Here is a 15865-nt window from a genome sequence, read left to right on the forward strand (position 1 = left end):
CGGAGCCGCCCATCAAAGCTGATATGCTGACCGGCATCACGTTGACGCGGAGGGCGCCATGGCAGCGAAGGAAGTCTCGAAGAAAAAGTACCTGAAGATCCTGAACAAACGCCTGCGAGCCGAGCCGGATGCGCCGGCCGGCGCGTCGTTCGTGTTCTTTCCGCTCGGCGCGAAGGCCAAGCACGCGACGGGCGTCGTGTCCGGCGAGCCGCGCAGCGAGCGCGAGCTCGCGGTGATGGCCGCGGTCCAGAGCAAGGCAGCCGCCGAATTCGTCGTGACCGGCGCCTGACCGGCCACTGTCGGCCGCATACGGCAGCGCGCGCTACGCGGCGGCCGCCTCGCAGTGCGCGATTACGCCGGCGATCACGCGCGGGATGTCGCGCGTGATCGCCGGGCCGTGCATCGGCAGGATGATGTCGAGATCGAGCGCCTCGATGCGGCGCAGCGCGCCCGCGAGGTGCGCGAGTGACGGCAGGTAATCGGAGCGCGTGATTGCATCGAGGATCTCGGGCAGCGGATCTTCGGCATCCTCGCGCCCGAAGCGCATCAGAATGTCCGACGACAGCAGCGCCTTGTACGCCGGCAGATACACGACCAGCGCGTCCCATTGATGCACGTGCTTCGTGAATACCGGCACGACGTCGATGCCGGACAGCGTCACCGGTTCGCCGTCCTTCAGCGGAACGGCGCGCACGCCGAACACATCGGCGAGCCCCCATGTGCACATCGGATGTCCGTACGCGACGAGCGCCGGGTTGGCCGCGAGGAAATCGGGCAGCGCGCCCATTTCGTCGGCCTCGAAGTGCGGGACGATCACGCTGCTGACCATCGACGGCGCGATGCCGACGGTGTCGAGCGCAGCGCTCAGCCGCGTGAAGTTGGCGCGGGTGCCGGTTTCGACGCACAGCACGTCGCCGTGCGGCGATCGTACGAAGAACTGGCTGAAGCACAGGTTCAACGTGTCGACGTAGGACGTCGCGCGAAACAGGCCGTCGCGGACGGCGTCGATTCGGGAGGCGCTCATCGGGAATCCTCGCGCAGGGAATGGGGCGGGAGCGGCGCCGCCCGCGCGCGCCGCAGGTTGCGGTGCGGCAGGCGGCAACAGTCGATCTCCCGATCCAGTCTAGCAGCGTCGCCGCGGATCCGCGAACCGGCCGACAGTGCAGGCCGTGATGCGTCAGTTCTTCAGTTTGTAGCCGGTGCGGAACATCCACGCGACGATCGCGAGCAGGATCGCGAGGAACAGCGTGGTCGCGGCGAGGCTGATCCACACGTGCACGTCGGCAAGCCCGTAGAACGACCAGCGGAAGCCGCTGATCAGGTAGACGATCGGATTGAACAGCGTGACGATGCGCCAGGCAGGCGGCAGCATGTCGACCGAATAGAAGCTGCCGCCGAGGAACGTGAGCGGCGTGATGATCAGGAGCGGCACGAGCTGCAGCTTCTCGAAGCTGTCGGCCCAGATCCCGATCACGAAGCCGAACAGGCTGAAGGTGACGGACGTCAGCACGAGGAACAGCACCATCCAGAACGGATGCAGGATGTGCAGCGGCACGAACAGGCCGGCCGTCGCGAGAATGATCAACCCGAGCAGCAACGACTTCGACGCGGCCGCGCCCACGTACGCGATCACGATTTCCCAGTACGACACGGGTGCGGACAATATCTCGTAGATCGTGCCCGTGAAGCGCGGGAAGTAGATGCCGAACGACGCGTTCGAGATGCTCTGCGACAGCAGCGACAGCATCACGAGGCCCGGCACGATGAACGACCCGTAGCCGATCCCGTTCACGTCGCTGATGCGCGAGCCGATCGCGGAGCCGAACACGACGAAGTACAGCGACGTCGAGATCACCGGCGCGATGATGCTCTGCATCAGCGTGCGGCGCGTGCGCGCCATTTCGGCGCGGTAGATTGCGCGGATGCCGTGGAAATTCCAGTTCGCCATGTGCGTTAGGCCCCTTGAGCGCCGTTGCGGCGATTGTCGATCAGGCTGACGAAAATGTCCTCGAGCGAGCTCTGCGTCGTGTGCAGGTCGCGAAAGCCGATGCCGGCCGCGCCGAGCGCGTTGATCAGCGTCGCGATGCTGGCGTCGTCGCGCTGCGAGTCGTACGTGTAGACGAGCGCGGTGCCGTCGGCCGCGCGTTCGAGGCCGAACGCGGCGAGCTCGGCCGGCACGGTCGCGAGCGGGTGCTCGAGTTGCACCGTCAACTGCTTCTTGCCGAGCTTGCGCATCAGTTCGCGCTTCTCTTCGACGAGCACCAGCTCGCCGCCGAGAATGATGCCGATCCGGTCGGCCATTTCCTCGGCTTCCTCGATGTAGTGCGTGGTCAGCAGGATCGTCACGCCGCTTTCGCGCAGAGAATCGACGAGCTTCCACATGTCGCGGCGCAGCTCGACGTCGACGCCGGCCGTCGGCTCGTCGAGGAACAGGATGCGCGGCTCGTGCGACAGCGCTTTCGCGATCATCACGCGGCGCTTCATGCCGCCCGACAGCGTCATCAGCTTGTTGTCCCGCTTGTCCCACAGCGACAGCACCTTCAGCGTTTTCTCGATGTATGCGGGATCGGGCGCCTTGCCGAACAGCCCGCGGCTGAACGACACAGTCGCCCACACGGTTTCGAACGCGTCGGTGGTCAGCTCCTGCGGCACGAGCCCGATCATTTCGCGGGCAGCGCGATAGTGGTCGCGGATGTCGTGGCCGCCGACCGTCACGCGGCCTTCGGTCGGCGTGACGATCCCGCAGATCGAGCCGATCAGCGTGGTCTTGCCCGCGCCGTTCGGCCCGAGCAGCGCGAAGATCTCGCCGGGCTGGATGTCGAGGGTCACGTGCTTCAGCGCCTGGAAGCCGGACGCGTAAGTCTTGGAGAGGTCGGAGACGGAAAGGATCGGTTGCATGCTCACGGATGGCACGGCCGCTCGTCCGGCGTTGTGCGCCGCGCGTGCCCGGTGTCGGGTGCGGCATGGCGCACGGGCGTCATGTCGAACGGCGTTGTGGTGCGGGATCGCAGGACCGCCATATTAGCAATCGGAAGATGGAAATGCATTTCGATGGGAACGGCATGCAATACCGATGCGCGATTCGCACGGAATGCGCGGGAATTGTTCAATAAATATGCGTTTTATTTGAAGAGAACGAACAATGCACGGCGTTTTTGGCTGGCGGGGTGGTCCGGCGTTGCGTGGAAATCCACGATCGTCGCTGAAGTCGGGCCGGCCAGGATCAAGGTGCTCCGGGTGGACGCGCAGCCGTACGACGCGCAAGTGCACGACTATAACGAGGCGCTGCGCGTGCTCGACGGCCGGCACGCGTCTCGCGGCGCTGTCCGGCAGCTACGGCACGCCCGCGATCATCGTGTGAGACATCGCCTCCGGTATTTGTCTGAGCAAATAAATTGAAGGCCGTTTGAAAAACTGTCAAATGGCGTGCACGCGCTAGGATCGCGCGGTTCCGTTCGTTTGGAACTCTGCATCCATTTACTTGGGCGAATCGTCCGATCATAGTCTCGGCAAACGACGCATCACGATAACGAATCAAGCGTACGTATGGAGACCAAACCATGACACGCCCATCCGAGGGGGCAGCCGGACTGCCGTTTCGTTGCTTGTCGCCGGATGCGGGCGCGCCGCCGATCGCGCGCTTGCATCATCGCTTCGCGTTGCCGCTGTAGCGACGCATCTCATTCCGTTTCGATTTCCCGATGGCGCCGTGCGATGTGGCGGCGCTGCCGGAGCGTGCGTGCGCGCCGCATCGGCCCTCACTGCATCCGCGTGAACCGCAGCACGGCGCAACGCGCACAGCATCATGCGCCGCATGCCGCGCGGCGGCGCGATACCAACCGGCGGGCCATGCAGCTCGCTCGGACGAGACTTGTCGTACCTCAAAAGGAGGGGTTGATGATTTGCATTCCTGAATGGCGGAAGGCGATCCTGTCGTGCGCCGTGCTGGCGCTGCCGTTCGTCGCCGGTTGCGGCGGCGGTGACGATCCGGGCCCGATCAACGTGCCGCAGTGCTCCGGCAGCGCATGCGGGCCGAGCGGCGCCGAAACGACGCCGCCCGTCGTGAAGAAGCTGTGTCCGGATTCGCTCGACTACACGACGACCTATACGGGCGGGGCGGGCAGCGGCGAATACGCGAAGGTGAAGTTCGACACGACGAAGCTCACGTACCAGATGCAGTTCATCGACTCGTCGGTGCCGACATCGGCGGGGCAGGTCAACGACACGCGCGCGGGCCTGACGATCAGCGGCGCGTTCCATCATCCGACCAATCTGCCGACCGCCGAGCAGAACCGTTGCGCGTTCGTGCTCGACAGCGGCGCGACGAGCGACGGCGCGTATGCAGTGACGATCAACCGTGCGGATCCGCCGATGCTGTTCGTCGGCAACGGTGTGGTCGGCGGCGGCATTCCGGGCGCGACGATCCAGTTCGACGGCATTCCGGTCGTGCCCGGCCTCAATCTCGGCACGGTGCCGTCGCGCACGTTCGATTTCTATCCGTTCATCGGCTTTACCGACACCGAGACGGATTTCACGAAGGTGGCAGGCGTGTACAACGAGGTCGGCGTTCATCTGTCGCCGACCGGCAGCAGCTATCAGACGGCCACGCCGCAGGGCTGGCAGCCGGATGTCGTGAACTGGAACCAGACGCTCAATGCGGACGGCACGTGCACGATCACGCCGGGCAGCGACTACTCGTGCCAGACGACCGGCACGCCGTGGACGCTGCGCAGGAACGCGGACGGCAGCGCCGACAACGTGTTCGTCAGCGGCGCGAGCCCGGGTTTGCCGTATCCGTCGGCCGGGCAGGAACAGCCGCTCGTGCTGCTGGCGCCGACCCAGGCGCATGGCGTGATGATCGTCGGCAAACTGAACGGCGTACTGGTGCCGATCGTGATTCGCGTCGGCTATTCGCATGCCGATGCTGCCAACCTGCTGGCGTCCGTCGCCGACGCGGAAGTCGGCATCTCGATGCTGTCGCCCGCGCAGCCTGTCGCGGCCAACGTGCTGAAGGGCGGCTTCATCGGTGCGACGAGCGCGTCCGCGTGCGCAGTGGTGACGTCCAACGGCGTGTCGGGCGCGCCGGCGGTCTCCGGACCGAGCTTCAGCAGCACCAGCGCGCATCCTGATCTGCCCGGCACGTTCAACGGCACGTTCTTCCTGCCCGAAGCCGGCAACTGCACCGACGGCACCGCCGTATCGACGATCGCCGCGAACTACACGTCGACGCTGTTCCAGGGCGTGACCGCGGCGTTCATCGACCCGCAGACGTCGTCGGTCACGTCGCAGTTCGCGCTCGACTACACGCAGGCCACACCCGGCAAGATCAAGGTCACGGCCACGCAGGACTTCAACGCGAAGGGCGCGAACGGCAACGTGGCGATCTTCAGCAAGGGCGACACGGGCTGGCTCGTGACGGCCGGCAACATCTACGCGATGGTCGTCAACAACAGCAAGGTCAACCCGTTCTTCACGGTCGGCGCGTTCGTCCAGTAACCGCGTCTCGAGCACGGAACGCCGGCGGCGCATGCGTCGCCGCCGGCGAATCGAAATTAAAGAGGATTCCTATGAATGTGAAGCATTGGATGGCCGCCGCGTCGATCGCGCCGTTGCTGGCCGCATGCGGCGGCGACGGCGACCCGCCGCCCGCGCCGGCGGTCCGGCTGTGCCCGCAGGCGATCGACTACGACACGGTGTTCATCGGCGGCTCCGGATCCGGCGAGCTCGTGAAGGTGCAGCTCGACACGACGAGGATGACGTATCGGATCACGTACCTCGCATCGCCGGTGCCGGCCACGGCCGGCACCGTGCAGCCGACGCGCGACACGGCCCCGGCCAACGTCGTCGACGGCACGCTGGCCGACGAAACCGGCCTGCCGACCGTGAAGCTGAACCAGTGCACGTTCCGGATGCAGAACGCGAGCCTCGATCCGAACCGGCCGGCACGGCTGTTCCTCGGCGAAGGCGTGCTGGGCGGCGCGATTCCGGGCGCGACGATCCAGTTCGACGGCGTGATCGGCGTCGGCAGGATTCCGAAGACGACGTTTCCGTACTACCCGTTCATCAGCTTCTCGTCGCTCGAAACCGATCTGTCGAAGATCGCCGGCACCTACAACCAGCTCGGCTACCACCAGGTGCCGTCGCAGAACTTTCAGCCGGTGGCGCTCGACCAGCAGGTGACGATCAACGCGGACGGCAGCTACGTCGAGACCGACAACTTCGGCAAGAAGAACGGCGGGCAGCCGTTCGCATCGAGCGCGATCGTGAACCAGCCGTTCACGCTGCGTGCCGATGCACCGGCGTTCCAGTCGCTCAACTACCAGCCGCAGATTGCACCGACGCTCGCCGCGCTCGATCCAGCGAAAGCCGGCAAGGGGATCCTGATCGTCGGCAAGCTGCGCAACCAGCTCGTGCCGATCTTCATTCGCACCGGTGCCGCGAACGCGGATCTCACGCAGGGCCCGCCGAGCGCGGACGACGAATCGGGCATCTCGTTCCTGAGCCCGCAGGCGGCGATCGCGCAGGGGTCGCAGAACGGCGAGTACACGGGCGTCGACAGCGCGTTCAACTACCGCGCGACCGCGCTCGTCGGCGCGCAGGCGACGCTGCTCGATCCGTTCAACGCGTCGCAGGCCGCGCTCGCGCGTGCGCTGAACCTCGATTTCACGCAGAAGGTGCCGGGCGTCGTGACGACCGTGCATGCGGACGCGGCGTCGGGGCCGGCAACCGGCAAGTTCGTGTTCACCGGCGGCGTGTTCGGATTCCTCGACATGGCCGATGCGAGCAATCCGTACTTCACGGTCGGCGCGTTCGTGCAGTAACCCGCGCGCGGATGGAGACACGGCGGTGCTGCGCGCAGTGCGCGGCGCCGCCCGGACAGAATGAGGGGAGACTTCATGAAGAAGCTGATTGTCGCGGGTGTCGTCGCAGGCGTGTCGACGCTCGCATCGGCCCAGCAGGCGGGCGACAACGTCGCGACGCTGGGCTGGCTGCACATCATGCCGCAGGATTCGACCAACGGCCTGACGACGAACCTCGCGAGCATGCCGATCAACGGGCCGTTGCGGCTGCCCGGATCGTTCACGTCGCCGGGCACGAGCCTGACCGTCAACAACGCCGATACGGTCGGCCTCACGCTCACGCACTTCTTCACCGACCATATCGCGGTCACGTCGGTGCTCGGCATTCCGCCGGAATTCACGCTGACCGGGCACGGCGTGATCCGGCCGCCCGGTCCGTCCGGCGCGCTCGGCTCGGTCGACATGGACAAGACGTCGAACCAGCCGGCCGTGAAGAACGCGCGGCAATGGAGTCCGACGATCATTCTGCAGTACTACTTCAATGCGCCGACCGCGAAGTTTCGGCCGTTCGTCGGGATCGGCGTGGCCTACAGCTGGTTCAGCAACATCGAGCTGAACGGCAATTTCGCAAGGGACATCAACGAGAACCTCGGCAGCGTGCTCGCGGCCGGCGCCGGTAAGCCCGGGCCGACGTCGGTGGAGGGCAAGGCGTCGTCATCGTTCACGCCGGTCTACAACGTCGGCGCGAGCTATGCGATCGACAAGCACTGGGGGCTGACGGCGACGCTCACGTACATGCCGCTGAAGACCTACTCGTCGCTCGTGATCAAGGCCGCCGACGGCTCGACGCTCGCGACCACGCGCACGCGGTTGAAGGCAGATCCGCTGATCACGTTCGTCGGGATTTCCTACAAGTTCTGAGCCGTTCGGCGCGCATCGGTGCGCCGGCGGTTTTCCTGCGACTGGCTGGACCGGCGCAATCCGGCCGGACGGTCGCGTTCCCGGCGGCGTGCCGCCATTTGTGATGAGAGAGGGGGCAGTGCAAATGAGCATTCGCAAAATCGTATCGCTTGTTGCTGCAGTGGCATTCACCGCGGCTTCGGCCGCGCCCGCGTTCGCGGTGACGGTGTCGCGCGCGGACGGTCAGCCGATGAATCCGAACGGTGAACCGTTCTCCGCGTCGGGGATCACGACGCTCAGCAAGGGGTCCATCAACGCGAGCTGCAACGCGACGTTCAACGGCACGATCACGTCGACGGGCATCGTCAGCATCACGTCGACGACGTTCTCGGGCGGCGCGACCTGCGGCCTGATCAGCGGCAGCGCGACGAGTGCGGCGCCGTGGACGGGCCAGGCCGACAGCACGGCGCAGCTGTCGATCAACAACGCGAAGGTGAGCGTCACGCTGCTCGGCACCTGCGGGCCGAGCAAGGTGGTGACGGCGTGGAGCGATCCGAACTCGTCGCTGACGTTCAACAACGCGGTGCTGACGCCGGACTGTGCGGTCAGCGGCACGGTCGCCACGTCGCCGAAGTTCCACGTGCAGTAAGCATCGCGATCGACGCCGGGCGCTTGCCAATACGAGGGCCGTGCAAGGATGCGCGGCGGGCGTTCCGGTTTCGCGATGGGTCCGCATCGTCGCGCGTATCGGCGTGACGAACGGATGGCCGCCCGCATCGCGATCCGGCGCGGGCGGCCATGCAGCGGCCGGCGCGATGTGCCGTGCCGCGTGCGTCGGCCAATACACGACGACGATTCCGATTTGTCAGAACCATTCCGGACCACCATGCTCACCGACCCCGCGAAGTATGGCGATGCCCGCGGTGCGACGCCCGACCGGCTGCGCACGGCAGCGTGGCTGCAGTATCTGATCGAGCATCTGAATGGCGCGACGTGCATCGCGGCGGGCGACGCCGGCGCAACGATCGCCCCGCCGTCGCCCGTCGCCGCGGCACGCGTGCAATCGGGCGCGAACCTGTCGCACGGCGCGATCGCCATGCTGCATGCATTCGCGCCGTGGATGGCCGCGGACGGCAGCGGTTGCGCATGCAACGTGACCGGCCCGCTCGACGCATGCATGCACGTGCCCGACGCGCAGCAGCTTGCGCACGCGGAACGATGCTGCCCGGGATCGCGCGCGGTATTCGAAACCGCGTACGGTTTCATCGACGCGTGGGCGTTCGACGACCCCGATGACGGCTGGGCCGCACTCGAGCGAATTGCCGATGGCGTCGAAACCGGCCGCGACGGCGTTACCGGGCACGAAGAACACGAACGATCCGCGATCGACGAACAGCCGTCTGCGAGGAACCTTGGAGAACGACGCGCGGCCGCCGCGGCGGCGTGCGCGGCGCCGTCGGCGCGGCCGGGCGCGATCATCGACGCAATCGTGTTGCGGGTCTGCGGGCCGCGCGACGATGCCGCGCACATCGACGAACTGGCCGCGCTCGCGATGTTCAGCGCGGAGCTGGCCGCCGGCGAAGGGATTTCGGCCGCCGCGTACGGCGGCCGGCACAATCTCGTGGCACGCGCGATCCGCGAACGGCGCGCCGATCTCGGATCCGCCGACGGCCTGCTCGCGGCGGTGTCCGTGTGCCGGCTCGAGCGGCTCGTCGGCGCCGGCAGCTTCTGGGCGTACTACCTGCTGGCCGGCATCGTGATCGCGGCGCCCGACATGGTGCGCGAATTCGCGCGCCGTTTTCACGGTGACGCGTGGAAGATCTGGCTCGATGAAACGCTCGCATGGCCGGCAGTCGGCCGCTTCGGCGGGAACGAAGACGCCGCGTTCGACCGGTTGCGCGGCGCGATGAGCCTGACGTCGCGATCGAATCCGATCGTGCGCGCAAAACGCGTGCGCCGGGCCGTGGCGTCCATCACGCGCTTCGGCATGAGCGACGGGCGCGTCCAGTGAAATGAAAAACGGCCCGCGGCGAGAACGCCGCGAGCCGTGCCCGTCGTGGCCGCCGCGCCCGGCGAAGGGCGCTTGCGCGGTTACACCGTCTCCGGTTGCCGCACCGCCTTCGCGACGTTGCGCGCCATCGCGCCGTTCGCGACGAAGTAGGGGACGTCCGCCCGCGCGAGCGGCTGGCGGCCGCGGATCTTGTCCGCGATCTTCTCGGCGATCATGATCGTCGGCGCGTTCAGGTTGCCGGTCGTGATGATCGGCATGATCGACGCATCGACGACACGCAGCCCTTCGAGCCCGTGCACGCGGCCTTCTTCGTCGACCACGGCCATGTCGTCATAACCCATCTTGCACGAGCACGACGGGTGGAACGCGGTTTCCGCGCGAGCGCGCACGAACGCGTCGAGCTCCTTGTCGGTCTTGCAGTCGGCGCCGGGGTTCAGCTCGCGGCCGCGATAGCGGTCGAGCGCGGGCTGCCGCATGATCTCGCGCGTCGCGCGGATCGCATCGCGGAACTCGCGCCAGTCGAGCGCTTCGGCCATGTAGTTGAACAGGATGCTCGGATGATCGTTCGGATCGCGCGAGCGCAGCTTCACGCGGCCGCGGCTCGGCGAGCGCATCGAGCCGACGTGCGCCTGGAAGCCGTGCATCTCGATCGCGTTCGAGCCGTTGTAGTTGATCGCCACCGGCAGGAAGTGATACTGGATGTTCGGCCACGGGTCGTCGTCGCGCGTGCGGATGAAGCCGCCCGCTTCGAAGTGGTTGCTCGCGCCGAGGCCGGTGCCGTTCAGCATCCATTCGAGGCCGATCTTCGGCTGATTCCACCACTTGAGCGCCGGATACAGCGACACCGGCTCCTTGCATTCGTACTGGATGTACATCTCCAGGTGGTCCTGCAGGTTCTGGCCGACGCCGGGCAGATCGAGCACGACCGGAATGTCGAGTTCCTTCAGCCACGCGCCGGGGCCGACGCCCGAGCGCTGCAGCAGTTGCGGCGACGCGATCGCGCCGCTGCACACGAGCACTTCACGGCGTGCATGCGCGCTCGCGCGCTCGCTGCCGCGCAGGTACGTGACGCCCGATGCGCGCTTGCCGTCGAAGAGGATGCGATCGGCGAGCGCGTGCGTGACGATCTCGAGATTCGGCCGCGCCTTCGCCTGGTCGAGATAGCCGCGCGCAGTGCTCGCACGGCGGCCCTTCGGCGTGACGGTGCGATCCATCGGGCCGAAGCCTTCCTGCTGATAGCCGTTCAGGTCGTCGGTGCGCGGATAGCCGGCCTGCACGCCCGCATCGACCATCGCCTCGAACAGCGGGTTCACGCCTGGCTTGCTGGTCGTGACCGACACGGGGCCGTCGCCGCCGTGATAGTCGTTCGGGCCGATGTCGCGCGTCTCGGCCTTCTTGAAGTACGGCAGGCAGTCGAGATACGTCCAGTTCTCGAGCCCCTTGTGCGTCGACCAGTTGTCGTAGTCGAGCGCGTTGCCGCGGATGTAGCACATCCCGTTGATCAGCGACGAGCCGCCGAGCCCCTTGCCGCGGCCGCATTCCATCCGGCGGTTGTCCATGTGCGGCTCGGGGTCGGTCTCGTACGCCCAGTTGTAGCGGCGGCCCTGCAGCGGATAGGCGAGCGCCGCCGGCATCTGCGTACGGAAGTCGAAGCGGTAGTCGGGGCCGCCCGCTTCGAGCAGCAGCACCGTGACGTTCGGATCTTCCGTCAGGCGCGTCGCGAGCACGTTGCCCGCGGAACCGGCGCCGCAGATGATGTAGTCGTATTCGCGTGTCGTCATGACGGGGTCACTCCTCTCGTTCTCAAAACACCGGGTTGTAGCGGCCGAGCTCGACCTGTACCGACTTGATGCGAGTGTAGTGTTCGAGCGTCGTGATGCCGTTCTCGCGTCCGACACCGGATTGCTTGTATCCGCCAACCGGCATCTCGGCCGGCGATTCGCCCCACGTGTTGATCCAGCAGATGCCGGCTTCGAGGCGATGGATCGTGCGGTGCGCGCGCGACAGGTTCTCGGTCACGACACCGGCCGCGAGGCCGTAGTGCGTGTCGTTCGCGCGGGCGATCACTTCGTCCTCCGATTCGAAATCGAGGATGCTCATCACCGGCCCGAAGATCTCTTCGCGCACGATCTTCATGTCGTCGCGGCAATCGCCGAATACGGTCGGCGCGACGTACTGGCCGTTGGCGAAGTGGTCGTCGGTCAGCCGCGTGCCGCCCGCGAGCAGCTTTGCGCCTTCGGCCTTGCCGCTTTCGATGAAGCCGAGCACCTTGTCGAGCTGCGCGGCCGACACGAGCGGGCCGAAGTTGGTGCCGGAGTCGGTCGGCTTGCCGACGCGAATGCGCTTCACGCGTTCGAGCACCTTCTGCGTGAATGCGTCCTTGATCGAGCGGTGCACGAACACGCGCGTGCCGTTCGTGCAGACCTGGCCCGAGCTGAAGAAGTTGGCGGTCACTGCGATGTCGGCCGCGCGGTCGAGGTCCGCATCGTCGAACACGATCAGCGGCGACTTGCCGCCGAGTTCCATCGTCACTTCCTTCAGCGACGACGCGCCGGCGAGCGACATCACCTTCTTGCCGGTTTCGACGCCGCCGGTGAACGACACCTTCGCGATGTCCGGATGGCCGGTGAGCAGCGCACCGACCGAGCCGTCGCCCTGCACGACGTTGAACACGCCGGCCGGCACGCCGGCTTCGGTGTAGATCTCCGCGAGCTTCAGGGCGGTGAGCGGCGTGACTTCGCTCGGCTTGAACACCATCGCGTTGCCGGCCGCGAGCGCAGGCGCCGTCTTCCAGCACGCGATCTGGATCGGGTAGTTCCATGCGCCGATGCCCGCGCACACGCCGAGCGGCTCGCGGCGCGTATAGACGAACGACTCGGCGCGTAGCGGCACCTGCAGCCCTTCGATCGCGGTCGCGAGGCCCGCGTAGTACTCGATCACGTCCGCGCCGGTGACGATGTCGACCGCGAGCGTTTCGCCGATCGGTTTGCCGGTGTCGCGCGTCTCGATCGCCGCGAGCTCGTCGTTGCGTTCGCGCAGCAGCTCGACCGCGCGGCGCAGGATGCGCGAGCGCTGCATCGCGGTCATCGCCGCCCATTCGCGTTGGCCGTCCTGCGCCGACGCGACCGCACGGTCGACGTCGGCCGCGCTCGCCTGCTGCACCTGTGCGAGCAGTTCGCCGGTGGCAGGATCGAAGGTGTCGAAAGTCTTGCCGCTGGTGGCGTCGACGTAACCGCCGCCGATGTAGAGGCGCTGCAAACCGTATACGGACATGAGGATCTCCTTGAGGGCGACTGCGTCGCGCGTCAGTCGGACGCGAGCAGCAGGTCGATGTAATCGTTGGCGAGCTTCAATGCGGCCCGGGTGTCGATCGGGCCGCCGGCCAGCGCGCCGCGCAGCCACAGGCCGTCGATCAGCGCGGCCAGGCCGCTGGCGGCTTCGCGTGCCTTCGCACGCGGCAGCGCCTTCGCGAATTCGGCGCACAGGTTCGAATGGAGGCGGCGCGTGTTGACGTGCTGCAGCCGCTTGAGCATCGCGTCGTGCATGCTCTGCGACCAGAATGCGAGCCACGTCTTCATCACGGGCGCGCTGACCTGCGTGTCGTCGAAGTTCGCGGCGACGATCGCGCGCAGCCGCGAGCGCGGATCCTTGCGGGCCGCGATGCGGCGTTGCGTGGTGGCAGCCCACAGATCGCGCAGCACGTGGCGCATCGTCGCTTCGAGCAGGCCGTCCTTGTCGCCGAAGTAGTGGCTGACGATGCCCGTCGAGATGTTCGCGCGCTGCGCGACCGATGCGAGCGTCGTGCCGGGCAGGCCGGCTTCGTCGATCGAGCGCAGCGTCGCGTCGATCAACTGTGCACGGCGTATCTCCCGCATTCCGACTTTCGGCATCGCGACTCCCTTCGCCCGGACGGGCCGTTGCTGGAAGTCGAGAGCTTAGCGGTTTTTTATTGAACGTTCAATCAACAAAAAACCAGGGTCGGACGGGAATGCGGCTGGCAACGACCCGACCCGGTCGTCGTAACCATTGTGCGGATGCGGAAAAACGAATTGAAAGGAGGTTAAATAATTTCAAGTTTGTTTAAAACAAATCGAATGCGGATGACGCAATAGGCGAAACAGTTTCCGAATTCGATTCATTACAACATGAAAGAATGTCGCGTTATGTGAGATTTTCGAGAATTCTCGACTTCGAATGCGTTTCGGCCGCATCGGTAATTTTATGAAATCCGTTTCAATCGGGCGATTTAAGCGAAGTAGTGCTTTGAATATAAAGGAAATATCGCGGTTATCCCGATGTTTGCGCGGCGGCGCGCAAACGATTGCGATCCGCCGTATTCGATTCCGCATACCATAAAAAGTGCTGGAAAAATTTGAATCGGGCATATTTCCAGACGGAGTAGAGGGAATCGTTGGAATGACTTGAGTAAGTAATATTGCCCGTATTAGTATGGCGCCGCACTGCAAGGAATGAATCGGCGCCGCGCGCATTTGCCGCGGTGCGTCGGCAATGGGCGCGTGCAATGACTGCGACGCGGCCCGCGCCAGCGATTGCGCACCTGCAGCATGCCGCGACGCCGAGACGCCGCATCCACCGGAGAACGACGATGCCGACCGAAAAACACGTGGTCCCGCTGCCGAATGGTCTGAAGGTCTACGTCGAACGGAACGTGTTCGACCCGTCGTTCGACACCGCGATGCTCGTCAACGGCGCGCTCGCGACGACCGCGTCGTTCGGGCAGACCGTCCAGTACCTGGGCGAGCGGATGAACACCATCTGTTTCGACCTGCCGTATGCGGGGCAGTCACGCGCACACAACCCCGGCTGCTCCATCCTGACCAAGGACGACGAGGCCGCGATCCTCCAGTACCTCGTCGAGCGCTTCGCGCCGGCGTTCCTCGTGTCGGTGTCGTGGGGCGGCGTCGCGTCGCTGTTCGCGCTCGCGCGCGGCTGCCCGAGCGTGCGGCGCGCGGCGATCTGCTCGTTCTCGCCGTTCCTGAACGACGCGATGGTCGACTACGTGACGCGCGCGCGCGATTACATCGCGGCCGGCGAGAACCTGAAGGCCGCGCAGCTGCTGAACGATACGGTCGGCCGCTACCTGCCGCGCATCATGAAGCTGTACAACTACCGCTATCTGACGCGCCTGCCGCGCGACGAGCAGGACCAGGTTGCATTCCACGTCGATCAGATCCTGTCGCTGCAACCCGAGCGTTACCTGAGCGAGTTCGCGAACATCGGCTGCGAGCTGCTGTTTCTGAACGGCGAGCGCGACGAATACACGACGCCGGCCGACGTTCGCCAACTCGCCGCGCACGTGCCGCGCGCGCGCTTCGCGACGATTCCAGACGCCGGCCATTTCCTCGACATCGAAGGGCGTGCACAGCGCGAGAACACGCGCGCGGCGCTGCTCGGCTTCTTCTGCGATGCGCCGCCCGCTGCCGCGGGCATCGCGCTCGGCGCCGCGCACGCGTGCGTGTCCGCGCCGATGCCGGCGCTGTCGTCGTAATCCAGCACTGCGCGCACCGGGCCCATCGGGCGCGTCCGAATTCCCATCCACACGAGGCAGGCCAGCCGTGAATATCGTTCAGACCATCGCCATCGTCGTTCCGTGGGCCGTGTGGCTCGCTTACTGGGTTGCGACGTCGCAGGCCGTGAAGACGACCGTGCGCAAGGAGGCGTCGCGCTCGCGCACGCTGCAGTCGATTCCGCTCATCGTGGGCGGCGCGCTGATCATCCTGCCCGATCCGTCGTGGCAGGCGCTCGCCCCCGACTGGCACCGCTTCGGCCTGCAGGCCCAATGCGGGCTCGCGGTGCTCGTCGCCGGGCTGCTGTTCTCGGTATGGGCGCGCCTGCATCTCGGCACGAACTGGAGCGTGTCCGTCACGCTGAAGGAAAACCACGAACTCGTGCGCACCGGCCCGTACGGTCTCGTGCGCCATCCGATCTACACCGGCTGCCTGATCGCGCTGGTCGGCGCGGCGCTGATCGGCGGCGAATGGCGCGGCGCGCTCGGCGTCGCGCTCGTGTTCGCGTCGCTCGCGTACAAGGTGCGCGTGGAGGAGAGCTGGCTCACCGGCTATTTCGGCGCGGCGTATACCCAGTACCGCCGCGAGGTCGCGGCGCTGATTCCCGGCTTCTACTGATTCCTGCG

At 66.2% G+C, this 15865-nt stretch carries 15 protein-coding genes; 9 read left to right on the forward strand and 6 right to left on the reverse strand.

Annotated elements, in window-relative coordinates; all coding sequences use genetic code 11:
• Nucleotides 1–58 precede the first annotated feature (58 nt).
• The gene (locus BSE24067_RS00265) at nucleotides 59–289 is read left to right on the forward strand and encodes a hypothetical protein (protein ID WP_151063017.1); all 231 of its coding nucleotides are present in this window, start codon (nucleotides 59–61) and stop codon (nucleotides 287–289) included.
• A gap of 33 nt (nucleotides 290–322) precedes the next feature.
• Here BSE24067_RS00265 and BSE24067_RS00270 read toward each other — a convergent pair whose 3' ends face one another.
• The 3 genes from BSE24067_RS00270 to BSE24067_RS00280 form a co-directional block, all read right to left on the reverse strand.
• The gene (locus BSE24067_RS00270) at nucleotides 323–1024 is read right to left on the reverse strand and encodes an oxygen-binding di-iron domain-containing protein (protein ID WP_151063016.1); all 702 of its coding nucleotides are present in this window, start codon (nucleotides 1022–1024) and stop codon (nucleotides 323–325) included.
• A gap of 153 nt (nucleotides 1025–1177) precedes the next feature.
• On the reverse strand, nucleotides 1178–1948 hold the full coding sequence (locus BSE24067_RS00275) for an ABC transporter permease (protein ID WP_040138628.1): 771 nt from the start codon (nucleotides 1946–1948) through the stop codon (nucleotides 1178–1180).
• A gap of 5 nt (nucleotides 1949–1953) precedes the next feature.
• Nucleotides 1954–2898, reverse strand: a complete 945-nt coding sequence (locus tag BSE24067_RS00280) for an ABC transporter ATP-binding protein (RefSeq protein WP_151063015.1) — start codon at nucleotides 2896–2898, stop codon at nucleotides 1954–1956.
• A 153-nt stretch (nucleotides 2899–3051) separates the two neighbouring features.
• On the opposite strand from BSE24067_RS00280, the gene BSE24067_RS32215 reads away from it, so the two are divergent.
• From BSE24067_RS32215 to BSE24067_RS00310, 6 genes are all read left to right on the forward strand, one after another.
• Nucleotides 3052–3399: a hypothetical protein gene (locus BSE24067_RS32215; RefSeq protein WP_254600342.1), complete on the forward strand. Its 348-nt coding sequence runs from the start codon at nucleotides 3052–3054 to the stop codon at nucleotides 3397–3399.
• 498 nt (nucleotides 3400–3897) lie between these two features.
• Nucleotides 3898–5496 carry a DUF2957 domain-containing protein gene (locus BSE24067_RS00290; protein WP_151063014.1) on the forward strand — a complete coding sequence of 533 codons (1599 nt, stop codon included), beginning with the start codon at nucleotides 3898–3900 and terminating at the stop codon, nucleotides 5494–5496.
• Nucleotides 5497–5567: 71 nt separating this feature from the next.
• The gene (locus BSE24067_RS00295; RefSeq protein ID WP_151063013.1) at nucleotides 5568–6821 is read left to right on the forward strand and encodes a DUF2957 domain-containing protein; all 1254 of its coding nucleotides are present in this window, start codon (nucleotides 5568–5570) and stop codon (nucleotides 6819–6821) included.
• A gap of 75 nt (nucleotides 6822–6896) precedes the next feature.
• On the forward strand, nucleotides 6897–7721 hold the full coding sequence (locus BSE24067_RS00300; RefSeq protein ID WP_151063012.1) for an OmpW/AlkL family protein: 825 nt from the start codon (nucleotides 6897–6899) through the stop codon (nucleotides 7719–7721).
• 124 nt (nucleotides 7722–7845) lie between these two features.
• Nucleotides 7846–8349 carry an activator protein gene (locus BSE24067_RS00305; RefSeq protein ID WP_151063011.1) on the forward strand — a complete coding sequence of 168 codons (504 nt, stop codon included), beginning with the start codon at nucleotides 7846–7848 and terminating at the stop codon, nucleotides 8347–8349.
• Between the two features lie 237 nt (nucleotides 8350–8586).
• Nucleotides 8587–9711 carry a hypothetical protein gene (locus BSE24067_RS00310; protein WP_151063010.1) on the forward strand — a complete coding sequence of 375 codons (1125 nt, stop codon included), beginning with the start codon at nucleotides 8587–8589 and terminating at the stop codon, nucleotides 9709–9711.
• A gap of 80 nt (nucleotides 9712–9791) precedes the next feature.
• On the opposite strand, the gene betA is transcribed toward BSE24067_RS00310, so the two are convergent.
• From betA to betI, 3 genes are read right to left on the reverse strand one after another with little or no spacing between them, the layout of a single operon-like run.
• On the reverse strand, nucleotides 9792–11492 hold the full coding sequence (gene betA / locus BSE24067_RS00315) for a choline dehydrogenase (RefSeq protein WP_151063009.1): 1701 nt from the start codon (nucleotides 11490–11492) through the stop codon (nucleotides 9792–9794).
• A 22-nt stretch (nucleotides 11493–11514) separates the two neighbouring features.
• Complete coding sequence (betB, locus tag BSE24067_RS00320; RefSeq protein WP_151063008.1) at nucleotides 11515–12984, reverse strand: betaine-aldehyde dehydrogenase; 1470 nt, start codon at nucleotides 12982–12984, stop codon at nucleotides 11515–11517.
• 32 nt (nucleotides 12985–13016) lie between these two features.
• Nucleotides 13017–13601, reverse strand: a complete 585-nt coding sequence (betI, locus tag BSE24067_RS00325) for a transcriptional regulator BetI (RefSeq protein ID WP_151063007.1) — start codon at nucleotides 13599–13601, stop codon at nucleotides 13017–13019.
• A 716-nt stretch (nucleotides 13602–14317) separates the two neighbouring features.
• Between betI and BSE24067_RS00330 the strand changes: the two genes are divergently transcribed.
• Together BSE24067_RS00330 and BSE24067_RS00335 are read left to right on the forward strand one after the other, a co-directional pair.
• Entirely contained in the window at nucleotides 14318–15220 is a 903-nt protein-coding gene (locus tag BSE24067_RS00330) for an alpha/beta fold hydrolase (protein ID WP_151063006.1), read from the forward strand.
• A gap of 67 nt (nucleotides 15221–15287) precedes the next feature.
• On the forward strand, nucleotides 15288–15857 hold the full coding sequence (locus BSE24067_RS00335; RefSeq protein ID WP_151063005.1) for a methyltransferase family protein: 570 nt from the start codon (nucleotides 15288–15290) through the stop codon (nucleotides 15855–15857).
• The last annotated feature ends 8 nt before the right edge of the window (nucleotides 15858–15865 follow it).

The organism is Burkholderia latens (assembly GCF_902499045.1).
In the GTDB taxonomy this organism is placed as follows: domain Bacteria; phylum Pseudomonadota; class Gammaproteobacteria; order Burkholderiales; family Burkholderiaceae; genus Burkholderia; species Burkholderia latens.